The following is a 16,435-nucleotide window of genomic DNA, read 5'->3' as shown; positions in this document are numbered from 1 at the left end:
CCTCGACCGGGAGATGACGCTCGTGCTCAGAACCACCGACCCCACCACGAAGCCGGCACCCGCGCTGCCCGTCCTCCCCGCCGGCACCGACCCCCTGCTGCACCTCCAGAACGAGATGCAGCCGGCCGACGGCCCCGGCGCGACCCGCTGCCTCAGCCACCCGCACGAACTCGCCCTCGGCGGCATCCCCGTGATGTGCTCGACCTGCCGGGCCCGACGCGACTGGCTGCTCCTCAACCACGGCCGCAACGTCTGGGTCCACTGCCGGTGCGGCAACCAGTGGCTCGAACCCGAGATCAGCCGCGCCGACTTCGACGGCCTGATCGGCACCCCAGACGTCACGAACTACCCCAGCATCGAGCAGGCCCTCACCGCGCTCGGCTTCGACGGCGCCTTCGCCGGCACCTACCTGGAGTAGACGAGCACGGGGCCGAACGCCGAGGGGCGCCACCGAGGTATCGGTGGCGCCCCTCGGCGTTTCGGGTATTCAGCCGCGCTTGGCACCCTTGGGCAGCTCGCCCCGGAAATCGCAACCAGGGCATTCGTCCTCGCCTTGGACGTGGCCCTCGTACCAGCCGTGGACCACCGCGTGCAGGATCGCCTCCTCCACTGAGGCTTCACCGTTGCGGACCGACTCGACGGCGCTGCCGACGATCAACCGGAGCACGGAGTTGTCGGGCGAGGGGAACGGCGGGGAGGGCATCGGTGAATCGGACGTCATGGCCGCAGCCTACGGGCGGGTACGGGCGCCGGTCAGCCGGACGGCGTGTTCTCCTCGGGGGAGGAGCCGTGCAGGTCGCTGCGGAAGCCCCGGCCGACCGGCTTCCAGCTCTGGAACGTGGACGGCTTCCAGCGGGGCCGGTCCGGCACGCTGTCGTCGTCGGGTACGGGCAGGCTGCCCCGGCTCTTGCGGCTGCGGGCCGCGCCGACGCTGATGCCCAGGTGGGCGGCGACCTCCGGGTATCCCCAGAGCTTCTGGTCGTCGACCATCATGTCCTCCTCGTTCGTCGAGATGAGCGTACGCGTACGCCGAGGCCGGGTGGGCGTACAGAAAGGCCGCCCCTGCGCGGTTGGCGCGGGGCGGCCTTCGGTGGTTGCCGGTCAGACCTCGGCGAGGTGGTTGGAGAGGTCGAGGACGTTGGTCGCGAACGCGAGGGCGGCGCACAGGCCGGTGACCTCGTGGACGGTCGGGCGGACCAGGCGCGGCCAGTCGTCCGGGGCGGCGGGCCAGGAGGCGAGGTGCACCTCGGCGGCGGCCAGGCCCAGGCGGGCGGTGACGTTCCAGCCGGCGAGGGGGGCGGGCTCCCAGTGCAGACGGATGCGCCCGGGAGGGAGTCTGGGGGTTCCGGTGGCGAGCCAGGTGACGTCGAACGGGCCGTCGGACCGGGCGGAGACGCGCTGGACCAGCGCGCCCTGTACGCCGTCCGGCATCGGGTGCACGGCGAGGCCGTGCAGCGAGAAATGGGAGGAAGAGCGGGGGTGCGACGAGATGGAAGCCTCCGTGGATTCGGGGGAACGAGTCAGGCCCAGGCGAGGGCGTCGCGCGCCTCCGCCGGGAGGTAGCCGTCCTGGCCGTCTTCGGCGATGAAGGCCATGCCGTCGCTGACGACGACCTCGGCCGCCACGTAGTGGGCGAAGGGCCAGTCCGGGTTGACGGCGAGGCGGACCGGCAGGCGGGGGTCGAGGTCCTGGAGCTGGCGGAGCAGGTGACCGACGGTCAGGTACTGGGGCAAGGAATCCTCCGAGAACGGGATGGAAGGGCGGGGCCGGGCTGGTGGGGGCGTCGTCAAGGGGCGTCGAGACGGAGCAGGTCGCGAAGGACCTCCGGGCCCTTGGCGTGGTCGGCGAGATGCCGCCGACGGCACTCGTTGACGTAGCCCTTGCCGCGATCCTTCAACTCCCAGCCGCACGAGCAGACCGCCTTCGTGTACGAGCGGCCGGGGCAGTCGGCCGCGAGCGGCTTGCCGGAGCTGGTGTGCTTGTGGTCCGCCGGGCAGAGCGTGTCGTCGGTGTGGTGGTGGGTGAGCGGGGCGCGGAAGGCCATGAGGGCGGCTCCTCGTGGGTGTAAGGGGGGTGGGCCGGGGACTGCGGAGTCAGGAGGCCAGCCGGTAGTACCGGGTGAGAGCGGAAGGTCCGGTCTCCGCGACGACCAGGCCGTCGGCGATCAGGCGCTGCAGCGAGCTGGCGACGCGATCGCGGTTCATCCCCGTAGAGGAGCTGATCTTGGAGAGGGGTGCGTCGGGGCTGCCGGACAGGTAGGCGACGACACGGGTGTCGCGGCGGCGGAGGTGGTCCTGGAAGATCCCGGCGGTGTACACCAGCAGCACCCCGCAGCAGACCTGGGGGATGCCGCGCGAGGCCATGCCGGAACCCACGACGGCGTCGTAGGCCGCGAACACGGCGGTGCCGGAGCCGACGACGTGGTTCGCGATTCTCACGAGGTCATCGGAGTAGACGGTCATTTCAATGCCTTTCGGTCAGGAAGAAGAGGAGCGGCCGGTCCGCCGGGACGGGCGCGGTGAACGGGGCGGGCCGTCGTCGGCCCGCCCCCCGTGGTGCGGCGGTCAGCGCGAGGAGTGAGTGACGAGGGCGGCGAGGAATCCGGCGACGGCCTCGGAGGGGGTGTGGATGCCGAACTCCTGGACCCACACGTCGCCGTCGGCGGGCAGCACCTGGACGCGCCAGACGATCTCGCGCGCCCATGCGGAGGGGTCTTCCGGGAGCCAGCCGACGTAGACGCCGCCGTCCGGGCTGGTCGCGTGGACGTTGGCCTCCGGGGTCTCGGCGATAGCCCAGCCGAGAGCGTCCAGGAGATCGAGCACCGGAGCGGCGCAGTGGTCGGAGGAGAGCCAGTGGCGGTCTTCCACGGCGGGGCGGACGACGGCGGGCAGGAGGGTGGCGGCGGCGTTCACGGGTGGACGATCCCTTCGTTGACCTGCGGTTTTTCCCAACACCCGTACATTGGCATGCGGCATGCCGAAGTGCGTAGTCGTTTCCCCGGGGATGCCGTCTGCCGTGGGCGAACTGCAGGCCACAGCCGGGCGGCCGGAGGGCCGGGAATGGATCGGCGACCGCGGTTGTCGTACCTGGGTTGCGGCGAAGGGGCCGCACGGCAGTGAAGGGGGAGCAGGGGATGACCGAGGCGAGCAGACACTGGGACGGCGCCGGACTGGAACGCAAGATCCGCGCCGCCGGACGGCCCTGGACCGTGGGCGACATCGCGATGGTCGCCGACGGCCAGTGGGGCGTCGGCGCACAGTCCGACCGGTGGCCGGACGAGGAGACGGTGGTGGAGCGCCGGGTCGCGGGCGGCCGGAGCGTCGAGCTGACGGTGGAGGAGCTGGCCCGCGCGGTGGGCCCCCGCAGCGAGGATGCCCACCGCGACGAGGACCTCACCTGACCGTTCAGCGGTGCGGCCCCACCCCGGGCGCCGGCGGCCCGACGGCGGCCGAAGGAGCAGGCGGGTCGGGCACCTGGCCCGGGGCGCCGGGCGTGCGCCCGGAGCGGGCGACAGCGGCCTGGGTCAGGCGGTCCGCCGGTGCCCGGGCTGCGGGCGCAGCGGCTTCACGGGCCTCCACCACGCGCCGGATCGCCTGCAGGTACGCATGGCTCTCCGAGTGCGCGACGCGCAGGTCGACGGCCGAGTCGGTGAGCCGGTCCAGCTCGTAGAAGGCCGGCACATACCCGGGCCGGGTCATCGCGTGCAGGCGGTCCTTGTGAACGGCCACTGAGTTGTCGCTGATGACCAGGGCCGTACGGGTGTGGATGGCCGAGCGCAGGAGCGGGTCCTCGCACGGGCGGCGGACCGCGAGGACTTCGAGGACCTCGATGGGCTGGCCCCAGGCTTTCTCGATCATGGCCGTGGCCTGGTCGAGCATGGTGGCAGTGGGCATGGCAGAACTTCCCTTGTGAACAGGCGTTTCGGGCGGGGACGGCGTCCGGGGATTTGGCTTGGAGGTCAGCGACTGCGTCGTGGAGCCGAGGAGTTCGCCGACGGCTGGGTGGCGGCTGCGGGCGCAAGGCTGCCCGGCCGGTACTGCGCCGCACCCGCAGAGCGGCTCTGCGCGGCCATCACCCGCAGATCGGCCGCCGTACGCGGAGCACGCGCGGCGCGGTGGACGGCCTGGGTCACCGCGGTACGGCGCACGTCGAGCGGAGTCGGAGCACGGGAGACCGAAGGCTCGGCAGGCGGGGCGACCGCCACGGCTTGGGCGACCGGGGCCAGCGTGACCAGGTGCTCCACACGCCGGTCGACCTGGTGCCGTTCCCGCACCACGGGAGCCGACTCCGCCATGACGGCCGCGGTCGCGGCGATCAGGTGGGACGGGGTGCGTGCGGTGAAGACCGCCTCCGCCCGTGTACCCCAGCCCCGAGGGCCGGCCCAGAGCGTGACGGTCTCGTCGTCCCACCCGGAAAGACGGTTGTCGATCACGACACCGGCCTGGCCGTCGGGGGCGACGATCTCGACGGTGCCACGCTCGGCGGGGACTCCGCGCTTCCAGCCGGCGTCGGTCAGCGGCCGGACGGCATCGGCCCATTTCACCGACGGGTTCGCCAGGAAGCGCCCGTTGCCCTCGTAGGCGTCGGCCTCGGCGTAGTCGCGAGCCAGCGCGGTGGTGAGGCCGGCAACGATCTCGGGTGGGGTGACGTGGTTGAAGGTGGCCGTCCAGCGGGTGGCGGAGGCAGCCTCCTCGGCTGCGGTGATCCTCCACAGCTCGAAGTCGTCGCCGAACCAACCGATCCTGATCCGCTGGTCGGGCGAGGTGACGAGGAGCTGGCAGGGACCGTCGTCGAGGTAATGGTGCGGCCAGTGGGAGACCGGGGCGAAGCCGGCGTCGCCGACCCCGCTGGACCCGGCCAGGTACATGGGACTGACCAGGACCTCCTCGTAGAGGTACGAGGTGTCAGGGGTGTGCATGGTCGAACTCCGGGCGCATAGGGGGAGAACGCGCCCGCGTGCGCGGCAGGACGGTCGGTCGGCGCGCACGCGGGCGCCGTGGCAGCGGCAGGGCGGCTCTGGCTCTCACCACCACGCTCACCGTCCCCGGCCCGGGGTCGACTGGGCGGTCACAGCCGCCGGCACCCGCGGTTGCGGCTGCGGCGCATGGCTGAACAGCGAGGTCGGCGCGGCAGCACTGCGCCGAAGAGCCGCCGCTGTCCGGGCACCGTCCGCCCCCAGCGGGATACCGGCGTGGGGGGCGCGTAGCCGCGACCGGGCGCGAAGCCGGCGAGGCCCTCCGCCCGGTGATCGGCTCGCTCCAGTGCTCGATGGTCGCGTAGACGGCTCCCAGCGCCTGACCGGCGTCAGTGAGCGCGTAGGGGTCGCCGTGGCGTGAGCCGGTGCGGGTGACGAGGCCGTCCGACTGCAGACGCAGTAGCCGTTCCCGGGCCCACGGCGTGTACAGACCGGCCTCCTCGGAGATGTGGACGAACCGCATCGGTCCGTTCGTACCCAGGGCCTGGACCACGGCGGTCGCGTCTCGAAGGTTCAGCCGACGCAGAGCGTCATCGACGCGCTCGGCCTCGGCCATCCTTCCGGGGAGCAGGTGGGCCCGTGACCAGTCCGACAACGTGTGGTGCACGGAGGTCAGCGACTCTCCGAGCGCGGTGAGTTGGTACGGCGCCCCACGACGGTTGTCGGGCCGGGTCACCAGCCCGTCGGCGTGCATCGTGGCCAGGCGCTTGCTGACGAGCGTCTCGCTGACGAAGGGGAGCCGGTCGGAGATGTCGCGCACTCGCATGGGGCGGTTCTCCTGGGCCAGGATCATCGCCGACCAGGTGGTCCACTTCGGCCCGAGGCGGGCAAGCGCGTCCTCGACGCGCTCCGCGTCGATCGATTCGAAGGGGAAGGCGGGGGGCTGTGCGGGGGTGGGCATGGGTGCGTCCTGTCGGGAAGGAGTCAGCGGGAGCGGGAGGCCGTGGGGGACGCCCCGGGGACGGGGGCGGTGGTCGAGTCGGCGATGAGGCCGGGGCTCGCCGGAGTGTTGCTGCGGCTGAGGGCGGCGGTCACGCGCGGCGCCGCCGTACGTGCTTCGCGAAGGGCGGCCTCGCCTGTCGTGGTGAGCGAGAGGAGCTGTCCGCCAGGCCAGACCAGAGGCGGGCTGGCGTTCTGGTGCAGCAGCCCGTTGTCGACCAGCCGTTGAACGGCTCGGGGGCAGATCTCCGGGTTGGGGGCCTTGCCTTGATCGTTCATGAAGTAGACGTGGCCGTAGACCGCGGTCCGGTAGACCCGGATGTCGCCGGCCTCGACAGCTTCGAGAACCATGAGGGAGTCGTCATCTTCGGCGGCCCAGTGAGAGCGGGAGGCCGTGTCGGACGTCCCGGCGACGGGCACGGTAGTGGAGTCGACGTCGGGGCCGGGGTTCGCCAGGACGTGGCTGTCGCTGAGGGTGGCGTTCACGCGAGCTGTCGCCGTATGGGCTTCCCGCAGGGCGGCTTCGCCCTGCGGGGTGAGCGAGAGGAGCTGTCCGGGCCGGTACAGGTTCTCGCGGGTGTCCTGGTGCAGCAGCCCGTCGGCGACCAGCCGCTGAACGGTTTCGGGCCAGACCTTCGGGGCGGGGTGCGGGCCTCGGCTGTCGGAGAGGTAGACGTAGCCGTAGATCCCGCTCTGGTGGAACCGCAGGCCGCCGGTCTCGACGGCTTCGAGAGCCCTGAGCTGGCGGTCGCCCGCGATGGCCCAGTCGTCGTCCCGGCCGGCCTTCTGCCCCTGGTTCGCCTCGTGGACCTGCACCGTCGAGTGCTCGGGCTCGGGCAGAAGGCTCTGGTACGCGGAGATGGCCTCGACGAGCCGGTCGTAGGCCCGATCCTGCCGGGTGAGAAGGTCTCCGAGCTTCGGGACCGAAGTCCGCAGGATCGCGTACGAGACGCGTGCACCACTGAGCTTGCCGTCCCCGAGGGGTTCGAGGAGCCGGAGAGCGTTCTTGGCTGCGTCCGTCACCTGGCCGTGTCGCTCGTCCAGTTCGTGCGCGGCTCCGGTCATCCGTGTCGCGGCCTGGTGCAGCGGGCTGCCGTGGTGGTGCGTGGTGTTGAGGGTGCTGACCTCCGAGATGCCGAGGGTCTCGGCGACGAGGTGGGGGCCGGGGTGCGTGTTCGGGTCGTAGGGGTTCACCGGGCCGTCCCCATCCGGGCGAGCAGGGAGCGGACCAGGGTGGGCAGGCTGTTGGGGCCGTCGTCGGTCCGGACGTGGTCGCTGGCCTCGTCCACGACGTACGCGGCGTCTTCGAGCAGGCTGCTGGAGATCTCCATGCAGTCGTCGGTGATCCGGGCGGCGGCGAGCAGCGACTGGGAGAGGACCTCGACGTAGTCGTCCGGCGTGAGGCCGGCGGCCTCGGCCGCGGTCCGGATCGCCGCCAGCTCCAGCGCGCTGAACGCGAGGTCGAACGCGTCGTCCCGCCTGGCGCCACCGGACTCGGCGGAGACCAGGTCCCGGGGCTCGGAGGGGATGCCCACGCGGATGCAGATCCGGTCGACCGAGGCGGTCAGCTCGGTGAAGGACTCGGTGAGCCACCCCAGCGCGGCGGCGTAGGAGGCCAGGGCGAACAGGCCCGCCGGCGTGGCCGGGCGGGGCACGGCGGCCACGAGCCCTTCCAGCCGGTCGTTCAGCTCGCCGACCACCCGGGGCCCCGCGGACAGCGGACCCAGCACGGGGTGCAGGTAGGAGCGGCCGGCGGCCGTCGGGTACTCGGCGGTCACGATGTCCGAGACGCTCTGTGCGGCCTCGGTGAGAAGGTCCGCCAGTTCGGTACGGGTCAGGGGGGCGGTCATCACTGGGAAGCCTTTCGGGGAGCGGCGGCCGGGGACGGGGCCGCGGCGAGGGGAGAAGTCGTCGGGCCCGCCGCCGTCCGGTCGGGGGCGAGCACCGAGCGGGACCGGGCTGCGCGTACGCGGGCCTCGGCGGCGGAGTCGGCTCCGACACCCTGCTGGGGGCCGGTGCGCTGGTGGGCCGCGCGGTAGACGGCGTAGTCGTGCCGGCTGCCAGCGGCGACGAGATAGATCTCGCGCTTGTGGGTCGAGGTCGGCGGAGCCTGGCGGAACTGGATGACCATCCGGTAGGCCACAGAAGGGTCGACATACACCTTGTGGTAGCCGGCGAGACGCCCCTGCAACGGCAGGCAGTCGTTACTGCCGTGGACCAGGTTCTGGAGTTCCAGCAGCGCCAGGTCGCGGATGCTGTCGGGGAGTTCCCGCAGGTCGGCGATGGCGTCGGGGTGCGCGGCGAAGGCGAAGCGGGCGCGGCTCACAGCAGCCTCCCCTGCACCGGACGCGGCACCAGTGCGGCCGCCGGGGTACGGAGGGCGTTAGGGCCGGTCCTCGGCAGCTCGGAGGTGCCGAACGACCGGGCGAGCGCCATGCGGGCGATGCGGGCCCGGACGACGGGACCGTTGCGATCGTCGTATTCCGGAGGCTCGGGCAGCGGACCGCTGCGCTCGTCCAGCCAGGTCTGCGCGGCACCGACGTCGGCGAAGGCGCCCTCGCGCATCGTGTAGATGCCGGCGTCGAGGTGCCAGTCCTGGAGGAAGACCCGGATCGGTGCCTGAGCGGCGCGGGAATCGCGGACAAGCGTCCACGTCTCGACACGGTCGATGTCTTCGGTGTAGCTGTCGAGGAACGCGTAGCGCGTGCCCGACTCCCGGACCTGCTGTTCGATCTGGAGCGTGAGATCGTCGCCGGGCTGGGGGAAGCCGTCGCCCACCAAGATCGATCCAGGTGGGCAGCCCCGCTCGACCAGCCAGTTCTGAGCGAAGGACGCCGTCGCGTGAGAGCTGGTTTCTACGGTGAACGTGCCCCTGCTGAGGTCCCGGGCCACCACGACCGCGACCAGCTGCGGCGCACCCGGGATTCCCCAGGTGAGCGACTGGTCGTGGGCGAGACAGAAGCTGTGGGAGCCGTGGGGAGTACTCCGGTGCTGGGACAGCAACACCATGTCCTCGTCCCAGAACCTCTCCACCGCCTCCGCGGAGGCGTCGTCGGCCGGCGAGAGGTCGTCGAGATCGAAGTCGAAGGTGTCGTTCATGCCGCCACCTCCATCTGTACGGGCGCCGGGGTGGCCAGCACGCGGTGGTTGGGGCGGGTCGCGCTCGTCGTGCACGCCGCGAAGGGCCCGTCGGGGGCGCGCAGGTGCGCCAGCGTCTGGTCCAGGTGGTCGCGGTGCCAGGTCGAGGGACCAGAGAGGCCAGCTTCCGTGTCGGTGAACTGCTGCCAGGCGAGCCAGAGCGCGTGGAGCCGGGCGACGGCTTCCGGGTGCTCGTGCCACTGCGCGCACCACGGGCGCATCGTGCTGATCTCCCGGCCGTAGACGGGGAGGAAGAGGTAGTTCACCCAGTCGGTGAGGGCGGTGAGTTCGGTGGCGTACGCCTCGCCGCCCAGGGCGAGGATGAACACCGAGGAGGGGCCGTTGGTCTTGGCGTCGGCCGCCTCGGCTCCTGGAGCGCCGTCGGCCTGCTGCTCGGCAGCGGGTACGGGGTCGGGTTCGGAGCCGAGGCGGTCGAGGATGACGCCGTGCTGTTTGACCTCGGCCATGGTCTTGGCGAGGGTGCTGGCGAGGTCGTCGAGGTCCCCGTCGGAGAGCCGGAACGGCTCGGGGCCGGGGGTGGTCGGGCTGGTGTCGGACATCGGGGCGTGCTCCATCTGTGAGACGGCGACATGCCCGAGAGGATCCGGAGAAACCGCGGTTTGGCCCGGCCGGGAAAACCCGGTAGTGGAGCGCTACCCGCCCGCGCAACGAGGACAGCGCGGGAAGGGCGGCGCCAGCAACCGCAGAGCCCGAGCAGCCTGTTGGGGAACAACTCCGTTGCCGAGCGCGGTGAGCTGCGCCGGGCGCCCGAGGCCCGGGGTGGCGGTGACCCAGCCGGCATCGAGGCCCTGCATCCACTCCACGAACTCAGGGCGGAGCCGACCGGCCGGATCGGTGGGCGCGGGCGCGGGACGGGTGAGCCTCTCCCATCGGGTGACGGCGGCTGCGTACGGCCCCCATCGCCTGCCTCCTCCTCCGGCGACTCCTCCGCCCAGAGCGGCAGGACCACCATCGGCAGGGAAGGCCGCCGCTCCTTCCCGGTACGACGGTCCGACGTGCCCGTGCCGCCGGCCCTGGGCAGTGACGCCGCCGCGCTGGGCAGGGTCATGTCCCCGTTGCCGTGCCGCTGGTTCGGCGAGCCCTTGATCCCGTCCGAAGCCTTCGGAGTCGGCAGCAGCCACTCGACCTCGTCGGCCAGGTTCGGCCCGTGCCCGCCGCTCTTCCTCTTCGCCGGGTGCTGGGAGCCTCCGTTCTTGCCGATGTTGCTGGTCGGCGTTTTCAACAGGGTGGCCGGCGGGCCAGGCGGTGAGGAAGGTCCGCTCGCGGCGGTGCGGGGCCCCGACGTCGGAGGCGCGAAGCACGAGCCACTGCGCGTCGTACCGGAGGTCGGCCAGGGATCCGAGTACGGCACCGAGTGCTCGCAGAGGAGGCTGACCTGCGGTGTCTCCCAGACACCACGGGCAGGGTTCCACGTCGCCAGGGGAACCGGCGGGGGAGGTGAGGAGGCCGCGCACATTCTCGATCACAACCAGGCAGGGTTGGAGGGCCGCGACCGCACGGGCGACGTGCAGCCACAGCCCGGAGCGGGTCTGGGCGTTGAGTCCGGCCCGGCGGCCGGCGACCGAGACGTCTTTGACAGGGGAAGCCGGCCGTCAGGACGCACACCCGGGGGACGGTGGACCAGTCGACGGCCGTGATGTCGCCCAGGTTCGGGACGCCCGGCCAGTGGCGGGCCAGGATGCGCGAGGCGTTCGGATCGACCTCCGCGTGCCAGGCCAGGGTGCCGCCGAAGGCGGACTGCACGCCCAGGTCGAGGCCGCCGTACCCCGAGCACAGCGACCCGATCAGCGGAGGAGGAGCGAAAAGGGTGGGCATGTCACCGCCCCCGCACGGTCCGGCCCGGCGGAGCTGCCGACGGGACGGCGGAAGCCGGTGGTGTGGGGGAGGGCACCGCGGTCGTGGACCGGCTGCGGGCGGCTTCGACGCGGGCGGAGGAGGGCGAGATCGTCTCCGCTGCGGCGCGCAGTCCCTCGGAGGTCTCCCGCAGGGCCTTGTCCGCGATACCGAGCGCGTTGCCCATCACCAGCTGGTCGTACCCATCATCCGCCGCCCCGTCGTCGAGGTGCCCAGCCTGGTCGCGGGCGGAGAGCCGGCGCGCGACCGCTCCGAGTGCGGAGGCGGCCTCGCATGCGGGCCGGACGGCGGCGGCGAAGCCCATGATGGCCGAGGCGGTATGACCCTCCCGCCTCTGCTCGGCGGCACGGTGAAGAACCTCGTCGGCCAACTCGGTGAGCAGCGAGCCGAGATTGGAGAGCTGGAGGGCGACGGCGACGTTGTCGAGCGGGTGGTCAGGGTCCCCGGCGACCGGGAGTTTGCCGCGTACGGCGTCGAAGCCCGATGCCGTGGCGCGCAGGGCCAGAGCGTCGGAAGAAGAGGTGTCGGTCAAGACGAACTCCAAGCAAGAGCAGGTGAGATGGCGGGGTGGTGAGGAAGGTCAGGGGTGGCCGCGCGAGGGCGGCCGGGCACTGGCCGGCGCGGGGACGGGACCGCTCTGGGCCGAGGGCGACGCGGCGGGGCGGGGCGAGCTGCGGGCGCGGGCGGCCTGCACCCGGGCCGCAGGAGGCCCGCCCGCCGGCGGGGCGGCCGGTGGCTTCGGGGCCGGGGTGCCGTTCGCGGCCTGCCAGCGGGCGCGGACTTCGTCGAGCGGGCCGAGCGCGTGCAGCGCGTGGTTGATCAGCCGCCCGGGACCGAGGGCCTCGTCCTCGGCCAGCTCCCGGACGGCCCGCGCGGAGGCGGCGGCGGTCCGGGTGAGGGAGGAGCGCATCACCTTCTCCCCGAACCACTCGGCGCTGCCGGGGATCACGTCGTCGCACAGGGCGGTGAGCTGCTCGCCCGACAGGGTGCCGTCGGCCAGCAGGCCGCGCCGCTGGGCCTCCCAGAGCAGGGTGATCCGGTCGATGGGCTCGCCCCGGTGGTGCAGCGCGCCGAGGCACCGGTAGAGCTGTCCGTGGGCCGGGTCGGCGAAGTCGACCGGCCGCAGCCAGTCCACCACCTCGGCCATGGCCTTCGGCTGTTCGGTGAGGACGGCCAGGAGGAACCGCTCGTCCTCGGCGACCTGATCGGCCCGGACCGGCGGTGGGATGGCCGGGCCGATGGCCGGCGCGGTGGCGGGCGCGACGGGGCGCGGTTCGGTTCCCCAGCGCCGCGCGAGATCGGTGAGCACCCCGGTGAGGACGTCCGCCGAGCGCAGCGCTCCCTCGACCTCCCCCTGCAGGGCGTCGGCCCGCGCCACCTGGTGAAGGCGGACCGCGTGCTCGGCGACGGTGCGGTGGATCGCCCCTTCCAGCACCATGCGGCCGTACACCGGAGCGTGCGCGGGACGCGGGCAGGCCGAGATCAGGCTGTGGGTGTACGCCGCGGTCAGCCCTCGGACGTGGCGGCCGGCCTCGTCGATGGCGTCGGTGACCCACGACAGCGGCACCGGTCCCTCGGCGCCGATCGCCGGGTGGCCGTCGCTGCGGAGCGTGCGGAGTGCGGCGAACAGGGCCTGGTGGACGGGCCGGTAGAAGTGATCCGGCGCGAGCCAGTCCAGGTGGGCGAGCTGGTCCGGGTCGAGGAGCACGGCGCCGAGGACCGCCTGCTCGGCACGCTGCAGCGGGTTCACCGCCGGCCTCCCGGGCCGGAGGCGGAGGAATCGCTCTGTCGGGTGCGGAGTTCGGCGACCGCCTGGTTGGCGGCGGCCACCACCTGCGCGAAGTTGTCCAGCACGGCGCTGAACGCGGCATCGGAGACGGGAATCGAGCCGGCCCTGCCGACCAGCCACCACTGGCCGTCGCGCAGCACAACCGGCGCGTCCGGCAGCCGCCCGGGTCGCGGCGCGGGCGCGCTCACGCGGAGAGCCCGAAGTCGTCGTGCCCGATGCTCTTCGCCAGGGCCCGCTCGGTGATCGCCTTGGTGGCGCGGGCGGAGGCCGGTCCGACGACCTTGGCGGAGGGCTCCTTGTACCAGGGCCGGATGGAGAGCATGGCGACCCGGATGCCGGTGGCCAGCAGCAGCACCTTGCCCTTGGGCAGGGCACGGATCGCGTCGGGCGGCAGGATTCGCTCGGTGCGCATGCTCACCGAGGTGGACTTGCCGCTCTCGCTCGTCGAGACGGAGGTGGTCTGGACGTCGTGGTCGCCGACCTGTCGGCTGAGCCGGTCGGCGAAGTCGGCGTCGTCGATACCGGATCCGACGATCTTGACGGTGGCAGCGGACCACAGGGCGTCCATGCCGGCCTCGCCCCAGCAGCGCTGGCCCTGCCGGTAGGACTGCAGGATCGTCATCGGGATGACGCCCCGGCTGCCCAGGTGGGAATACAAGTCCGGAAGGTCCGAGATCCGGCACACGTTCGCCGCCTCGTCGAGGACGCACAGGGCGGGCGGGTCGAGCCGGCCGCCGGAGCGCTCGGCGACGATGACGGCCGCGCGCATCACGGCATCGGCCGCCGCCGCGATGATCGCCGACGCCGAGCCGCCGCCGTCCTTGCTCAGCAGATACAGGGTGTCGCGGGAGGTGGCGAAGGAGAACGGCCGGAACTCCGGGAGGTCCTCGTGCGGGGTGACCCAGGCGGCGACATCGGGGTCGAGCAGACAGCTCGCGTACTGCCGCGCCGTCTCGTAAATGCCGTCACGGGTTTCGGTGGCACCGGAGACTGTGCCCTGGAGCTGGGCGGCGACCGCATCGTGGTCGGCATCGGTCAGCAGGTCGACCGGGGTGCGGTCGGCGGGGGTGGCGAGCCAGGCCAGGACGTCGGTGATCGGCCGCCGGTGGCTGGCAGCGGCCAGGAACAGCGCACCGAGCGTGTTGGAGGCGGCGGTGGACCAGAAGTCGGAGCCGCTCGACTCGTCCACGCTCGCGGTGACGAAGTGCCCCGCGAGTCGCTTCGCCCCGGCCAGATCGCGAGCGTCGGCCAGGATGTCCCACCACATCTCGCGCGGGTGGTGCGCGATCTGCTGCGGGTCGAGAGTCCAGATCGTGCCGACCCTGGCGCGGGCGTCCACCGTGGCGGTGAAGGCATCGTTCGCGGCCTTGTTGCTGGTGAGCAGGACAGGCCCGGGAGCCGCGAGGATCGAGGGGATGGCCAACCCGGACGTCTTGCCAGAGCGCGGGGCCATGATCGCGACGATCACGTCCTCCCAGGACGCGCGGACCTCGGCCCGTCCGGGGTCGAGGGTGCCTAGGAGGATGCCGCGGTCAGCGGGAGAGACCTCTTTTACCCTCCCGGCCGCCCAGGGACGGGCGCAGGCTCTTCGCCTTCGCGGTGATCTCCTTGTCCAGCAGCGGCGCCAGGTCGCTCTTGCGGGCGAGACCGGACTTGGCGCCGGTGCGCCAGCGCGTCCACAACACCAGGCCGGTGGTGATCAGGCCCAGGGTGAGCAGGCCGGGCACGAGGCGGGCGCCGATCAGCAGTGCGGTGGCGTCCAGGGCCGGCCACAGCACCTCGGGGTGCAGCAGGGCCTCGGTGGCACGGAACGGAGCCCACGGTCCGCTGCCGACAAGGGTGTTGGTGAGGTTGCCGGTCAGCCAGGCCAGAGAGCCGAAGGCCATGGCGGCGCCGAGGACGCCGAACAGGAGGTAGAGGAGCGCGTCGGAGCCGGTGGTGGTCGACGGCGTGCTGGTACGCGGGGTGGGCACGGCGGTTCCTTGAGGGTGCGAGCGGGCAGGGGGCGGGGCACGCTCGGCTCTCGTGCGGTTCACGGGTCTACTCCTAGACGGTCGAAGGGGGAACGTTTCAGCGCTGGCGACCGGCGGGCCGTGCTGCGGACGGGGGCGGCGTGGCGGGGGCCGGGACGCTGGTCTCGGTGGCGGTCTTGGCCGCGACGGGTGAGACCTGGAGGGCGGCGGCCTGCCGCCGGGCCTCGGGGACGAGGTTTCCTTCGGCGGTGCGGGGGACCAGGCCCGGGTCGATCGCGACCCGGTATCCCAGGTCGGCCAGCAGGTTGGCTGCCGAGGTGGCGGCGATCTTCCGCTCGGGACCGGGGAGGCCCGACGGGAGGTTGTAGCAGAAGGAGTCGCCTGGATCGCCCGGGGCGGTGAACCCGCAGGAGCGCAGGACGCGGTGGCCCGATTCGGGCAGACCGGTTCGGCAGTCGGCCCAGACGATCTCATCGCCCCAGGGGTAGATCTCGACGTCGGTGCCGTAGGTGTCGGCGAGGTTGCCCATGGAAGATCCTTCCGGAGGACGGGACGGTGAAGTGCGGGGCGGGACTTCCGCGCTGCCGGCCGGCGATGGAGAGACAGGGGCGGTACGCCGGTGGTCGGAGTCCGGGGCCGGGGCGGAAGACGCGATGACCGGGCCGGCGTCGAAGACGTCGTCGAGCAGCTCCCGGCTCCGCAGGGTGCGGACCTTCTCGTGATGCCGAAGGTCTGCCCGCTGGTCCGGGCACGCGGCGACCCCGTCCGCAGCGACCGCCAACTCCTCGTGGACGTCCTGGAGCATCTCGTGGGCGGCGGCCAGTACTTTCCAGGTCTCCCAAGTGGGGTAATAGACCTTGGGGTCGGCGGGAAACTCCAGGCGGCCACGGGTCCAGTCGGCGGCAGCGGCGACGAGTTCGGTCAGCTCCGGCAGCGCGCCGACGAGCGCGCCGTTGACGTCCTCAAGAATCTGGGCCACCTCGTCGGGCGTCGCGTCCTCGGTGAGACGGGCGATCATCCCGCGGACGGAGTGCGGGTCGGCGGAAGCGCTGGGCAGGTGCCGGACCTGCAGCGGCGTGTCGGGTCGGGGTGGCGCGTTGCGGTGGGCGAGCCGGATGCTGTGCTGCATCGCGGCGCCGACGGCCTCGCCGATGCTGGAGTAGTACTCGGGCACGATTCCTCTTCAATGGTTGTCCTGAGCGGCCGAGCCGGGCGGGAGTACGCGGTACACGTGCTCCCGCCTGCGGGAACGGCCTCGTTCTGGTGGCGGGGGACAGCAGCGCCGGGGTCACGGGGTGACCGACAGGGTCAGACCGTCGGCGAGGAGCGAGAGCCGGTCGCGGGCGGCGGCCGAACTGCCGGCGGTGACGAGGAGGAAGCCGACCCGGCTGGTGTCCAGGTCGCCCGCCGGCGGCAGCACGACCCGCTCGCCGACCTCGCGCAGCCAGGTCACCCGGTGCAGCCACGGGTACTGCGGGCCGGGGACGGCTGCCAGGCTCCGCGCGGACAGGACGCCGTCGGCTGGGGGATACAGAATCTTGATCGCGGCGGTGGCGTGCGCCGTGGGCGTCAGGTCGGGGGCCCTGCCGCAGGCGACGTCGGCGGCGATCCGGGGCAGGTCGAGGCCGGTGGCGAGGCGGACGAGCTCGCCGATCAGGTCCCCGCCGATCCGGGCGTTGACCTCGATGATCCGCGGACCGGACGCGGTCAGGCGCATCTCGACGTGCTGAACACCGTCGGTGACCC

At 72.5% G+C, this 16,435-nt stretch carries 22 protein-coding genes and 3 pseudogenes; 2 read left to right on the top strand and 23 right to left on the bottom strand.

The features are described 5' to 3' along the window. The first annotated feature begins 13 nt into the window (after positions 1-13). Positions 14-418, top strand: a complete 405-nt coding sequence (locus SACTE_RS14630; protein ID WP_019992602.1) for a hypothetical protein — start codon at positions 14-16, stop codon at positions 416-418. 69 nt (positions 419-487) lie between these two features. On the opposite strand, the gene SACTE_RS14625 is transcribed toward SACTE_RS14630, so the two are convergent. The 7 genes from SACTE_RS14625 to SACTE_RS14595 all read right to left on the bottom strand — a co-directional run bounded on the left by SACTE_RS14625 (position 488) and on the right by SACTE_RS14595 (position 2,912). Next, entirely contained in the window at positions 488-721 is a 234-nt protein-coding gene (locus SACTE_RS14625) for a hypothetical protein (protein WP_014046802.1), read from the bottom strand. A gap of 32 nt (positions 722-753) precedes the next feature. Continuing rightward, positions 754-990, bottom strand: a complete 237-nt coding sequence (locus tag SACTE_RS14620; protein ID WP_014046801.1) for a MarR family transcriptional regulator — start codon at positions 988-990, stop codon at positions 754-756. A 111-nt stretch (positions 991-1,101) separates the two neighbouring features. Beyond that, on the bottom strand, positions 1,102-1,431 hold the full coding sequence (locus SACTE_RS14615) for a hypothetical protein (RefSeq protein WP_014046800.1): 330 nt from the start codon (positions 1,429-1,431) through the stop codon (positions 1,102-1,104). Between the two features lie 89 nt (positions 1,432-1,520). Beyond that, entirely contained in the window at positions 1,521-1,733 is a 213-nt protein-coding gene (locus tag SACTE_RS14610) for a hypothetical protein (protein WP_014046799.1), read from the bottom strand. A gap of 53 nt (positions 1,734-1,786) precedes the next feature. Next, positions 1,787-2,044 (bottom strand): hypothetical protein, encoded by a 258-nt coding sequence (locus tag SACTE_RS14605; protein ID WP_014046798.1) that lies wholly within the window; start codon positions 2,042-2,044, stop codon positions 1,787-1,789. A gap of 49 nt (positions 2,045-2,093) precedes the next feature. Next, positions 2,094-2,438 (bottom strand): helix-turn-helix domain-containing protein, encoded by a 345-nt coding sequence (locus tag SACTE_RS14600; protein WP_226995160.1) that lies wholly within the window; start codon positions 2,436-2,438, stop codon positions 2,094-2,096. 126 nt (positions 2,439-2,564) lie between these two features. Beyond that, positions 2,565-2,912, bottom strand: coding sequence for a DUF317 domain-containing protein (locus SACTE_RS14595; RefSeq protein ID WP_014046796.1), 348 nt, complete (start codon positions 2,910-2,912; stop codon positions 2,565-2,567). A 221-nt stretch (positions 2,913-3,133) separates the two neighbouring features. On the opposite strand from SACTE_RS14595, the gene SACTE_RS14590 reads away from it, so the two are divergent. Next, on the top strand, positions 3,134-3,400 hold the full coding sequence (locus SACTE_RS14590) for a hypothetical protein (RefSeq protein WP_014046795.1): 267 nt from the start codon (positions 3,134-3,136) through the stop codon (positions 3,398-3,400). A 4-nt stretch (positions 3,401-3,404) separates the two neighbouring features. Here SACTE_RS14590 and SACTE_RS14585 read toward each other — a convergent pair whose 3' ends face one another. From SACTE_RS14585 to SACTE_RS35045, 16 genes and pseudogenes are all read right to left on the bottom strand, one after another. Beyond that, positions 3,405-3,893 (bottom strand): hypothetical protein, encoded by a 489-nt coding sequence (locus SACTE_RS14585; protein WP_014046794.1) that lies wholly within the window; start codon positions 3,891-3,893, stop codon positions 3,405-3,407. 65 nt (positions 3,894-3,958) lie between these two features. Continuing rightward, positions 3,959-4,918, bottom strand: coding sequence for a DUF317 domain-containing protein (locus SACTE_RS14580; protein WP_014046793.1), 960 nt, complete (start codon positions 4,916-4,918; stop codon positions 3,959-3,961). Continuing rightward, the gene (locus SACTE_RS32585; RefSeq protein ID WP_014046792.1) at positions 4,905-5,876 is read right to left on the bottom strand and encodes a winged helix-turn-helix transcriptional regulator; all 972 of its coding nucleotides are present in this window, start codon (positions 5,874-5,876) and stop codon (positions 4,905-4,907) included. The genes SACTE_RS14580 and SACTE_RS32585 overlap by 14 nt, the downstream gene beginning before the upstream one ends. 23 nt (positions 5,877-5,899) lie before the next feature. Then, positions 5,900-7,108, bottom strand: a complete 1,209-nt coding sequence (locus SACTE_RS14570; RefSeq protein ID WP_014046791.1) for a hypothetical protein — start codon at positions 7,106-7,108, stop codon at positions 5,900-5,902. Continuing rightward, the gene (locus SACTE_RS14565) at positions 7,105-7,764 is read right to left on the bottom strand and encodes a hypothetical protein (RefSeq protein ID WP_014046790.1); all 660 of its coding nucleotides are present in this window, start codon (positions 7,762-7,764) and stop codon (positions 7,105-7,107) included. The genes SACTE_RS14570 and SACTE_RS14565 overlap by 4 nt, the downstream gene beginning before the upstream one ends. Next, on the bottom strand, positions 7,764-8,240 hold the full coding sequence (locus SACTE_RS14560; protein ID WP_014046789.1) for a hypothetical protein: 477 nt from the start codon (positions 8,238-8,240) through the stop codon (positions 7,764-7,766). Before SACTE_RS14560 ends, SACTE_RS14565 begins: the two co-directional genes overlap by 1 nt. Next, a complete protein-coding gene (locus SACTE_RS14555) occupies positions 8,237-9,013 on the bottom strand; it encodes a hypothetical protein (RefSeq protein ID WP_014046788.1) in 777 nt (258 codons plus the stop codon). Before SACTE_RS14555 ends, SACTE_RS14560 begins: the two co-directional genes overlap by 4 nt. Further along, a complete protein-coding gene (locus SACTE_RS14550; protein ID WP_014046787.1) occupies positions 9,010-9,612 on the bottom strand; it encodes a DUF4913 domain-containing protein in 603 nt (200 codons plus the stop codon). The genes SACTE_RS14555 and SACTE_RS14550 overlap by 4 nt, the downstream gene beginning before the upstream one ends. A 93-nt stretch (positions 9,613-9,705) precedes the next feature. Beyond that, positions 9,706-10,593, bottom strand: a pseudogene (locus SACTE_RS33220) (DNA cytosine methyltransferase); the annotation flags it as partial. A 121-nt stretch (positions 10,594-10,714) separates the two neighbouring features. Then, positions 10,715-10,888: pseudogene (locus tag SACTE_RS35415) on the bottom strand (DNA methyltransferase); the annotation flags it as partial. A 1-nt stretch (position 10,889) separates the two neighbouring features. Beyond that, positions 10,890-11,459: a hypothetical protein gene (locus tag SACTE_RS14535; RefSeq protein WP_014046785.1), complete on the bottom strand. Its 570-nt coding sequence runs from the start codon at positions 11,457-11,459 to the stop codon at positions 10,890-10,892. A 48-nt stretch (positions 11,460-11,507) separates the two neighbouring features. Beyond that, positions 11,508-12,677 (bottom strand): DnaB-like helicase N-terminal domain-containing protein, encoded by a 1,170-nt coding sequence (locus tag SACTE_RS14530; protein WP_019992605.1) that lies wholly within the window; start codon positions 12,675-12,677, stop codon positions 11,508-11,510. Continuing rightward, the gene (locus tag SACTE_RS14525; RefSeq protein ID WP_014046784.1) at positions 12,674-12,904 is read right to left on the bottom strand and encodes a hypothetical protein; all 231 of its coding nucleotides are present in this window, start codon (positions 12,902-12,904) and stop codon (positions 12,674-12,676) included. Before SACTE_RS14525 ends, SACTE_RS14530 begins: the two co-directional genes overlap by 4 nt. Beyond that, positions 12,901-14,689 (bottom strand): annotated as a pseudogene (locus tag SACTE_RS14520) (TraM recognition domain-containing protein). The gene SACTE_RS14525 and the pseudogene SACTE_RS14520 overlap by 4 nt, the downstream one beginning before the upstream one ends. A gap of 97 nt (positions 14,690-14,786) precedes the next feature. Next, on the bottom strand, positions 14,787-15,863 hold the full coding sequence (locus tag SACTE_RS14510) for a hypothetical protein (RefSeq protein WP_014046783.1): 1,077 nt from the start codon (positions 15,861-15,863) through the stop codon (positions 14,787-14,789). Between the two features lie 114 nt (positions 15,864-15,977). Next, on the bottom strand, positions 15,978-16,406 hold the full coding sequence (locus SACTE_RS35045; protein ID WP_019992607.1) for a hypothetical protein: 429 nt from the start codon (positions 16,404-16,406) through the stop codon (positions 15,978-15,980). Positions 16,407-16,435 lie beyond the last annotated feature (29 nt).

This window comes from Streptomyces sp. SirexAA-E (genome assembly GCF_000177195.2).
GTDB lineage: Bacteria > Actinomycetota > Actinomycetes > Streptomycetales > Streptomycetaceae > Streptomyces > Streptomyces flavovirens.
The sequence above is the reverse complement of the archived record's forward strand: the minus strand, read 5'-3'. Positions and strand labels throughout refer to the sequence as shown.

What these genes read in the sequence shown, in the direction of transcription:
- SACTE_RS14630 (WP_019992602.1), top strand. Translation starts at nt 14, where the DNA reads ATGACGCTCGTGCTCAGAACCACCGACCCCACCACGAAGCCGGCACCC.
- SACTE_RS14625 (WP_014046802.1), bottom strand. Translation starts at nt 721, where the DNA reads ATGACGTCCGATTCACCGATGCCCTCCCCGCCGTTCCCCTCGCCCGAC.
- SACTE_RS14620 (WP_014046801.1), bottom strand. Translation starts at nt 990, where the DNA reads ATGGTCGACGACCAGAAGCTCTGGGGATACCCGGAGGTCGCCGCCCAC.
- SACTE_RS14615 (WP_014046800.1), bottom strand. Translation starts at nt 1,431, where the DNA reads ATGCCGGACGGCGTACAGGGCGCGCTGGTCCAGCGCGTCTCCGCCCGG.
- SACTE_RS14605 (WP_014046798.1), bottom strand. Translation starts at nt 2,044, where the DNA reads ATGGCCTTCCGCGCCCCGCTCACCCACCACCACACCGACGACACGCTC.
- SACTE_RS14590 (WP_014046795.1), top strand. Translation starts at nt 3,134, where the DNA reads ATGACCGAGGCGAGCAGACACTGGGACGGCGCCGGACTGGAACGCAAG.
- SACTE_RS14585 (WP_014046794.1), bottom strand. Translation starts at nt 3,893, where the DNA reads ATGCCCACTGCCACCATGCTCGACCAGGCCACGGCCATGATCGAGAAA.
- SACTE_RS14580 (WP_014046793.1), bottom strand. Translation starts at nt 4,918, where the DNA reads ATGCACACCCCTGACACCTCGTACCTCTACGAGGAGGTCCTGGTCAGT.
- SACTE_RS32585 (WP_014046792.1), bottom strand. Translation starts at nt 5,876, where the DNA reads ATGCCCACCCCCGCACAGCCCCCCGCCTTCCCCTTCGAATCGATCGAC.
- SACTE_RS14565 (WP_014046790.1), bottom strand. Translation starts at nt 7,764, where the DNA reads ATGACCGCCCCCCTGACCCGTACCGAACTGGCGGACCTTCTCACCGAG.
- SACTE_RS14555 (WP_014046788.1), bottom strand. Translation starts at nt 9,013, where the DNA reads ATGAACGACACCTTCGACTTCGATCTCGACGACCTCTCGCCGGCCGAC.
- SACTE_RS14550 (WP_014046787.1), bottom strand. Translation starts at nt 9,612, where the DNA reads ATGTCCGACACCAGCCCGACCACCCCCGGCCCCGAGCCGTTCCGGCTC.
- SACTE_RS35045 (WP_019992607.1), bottom strand. Translation starts at nt 16,406, where the DNA reads ATGCGCCTGACCGCGTCCGGTCCGCGGATCATCGAGGTCAACGCCCGG.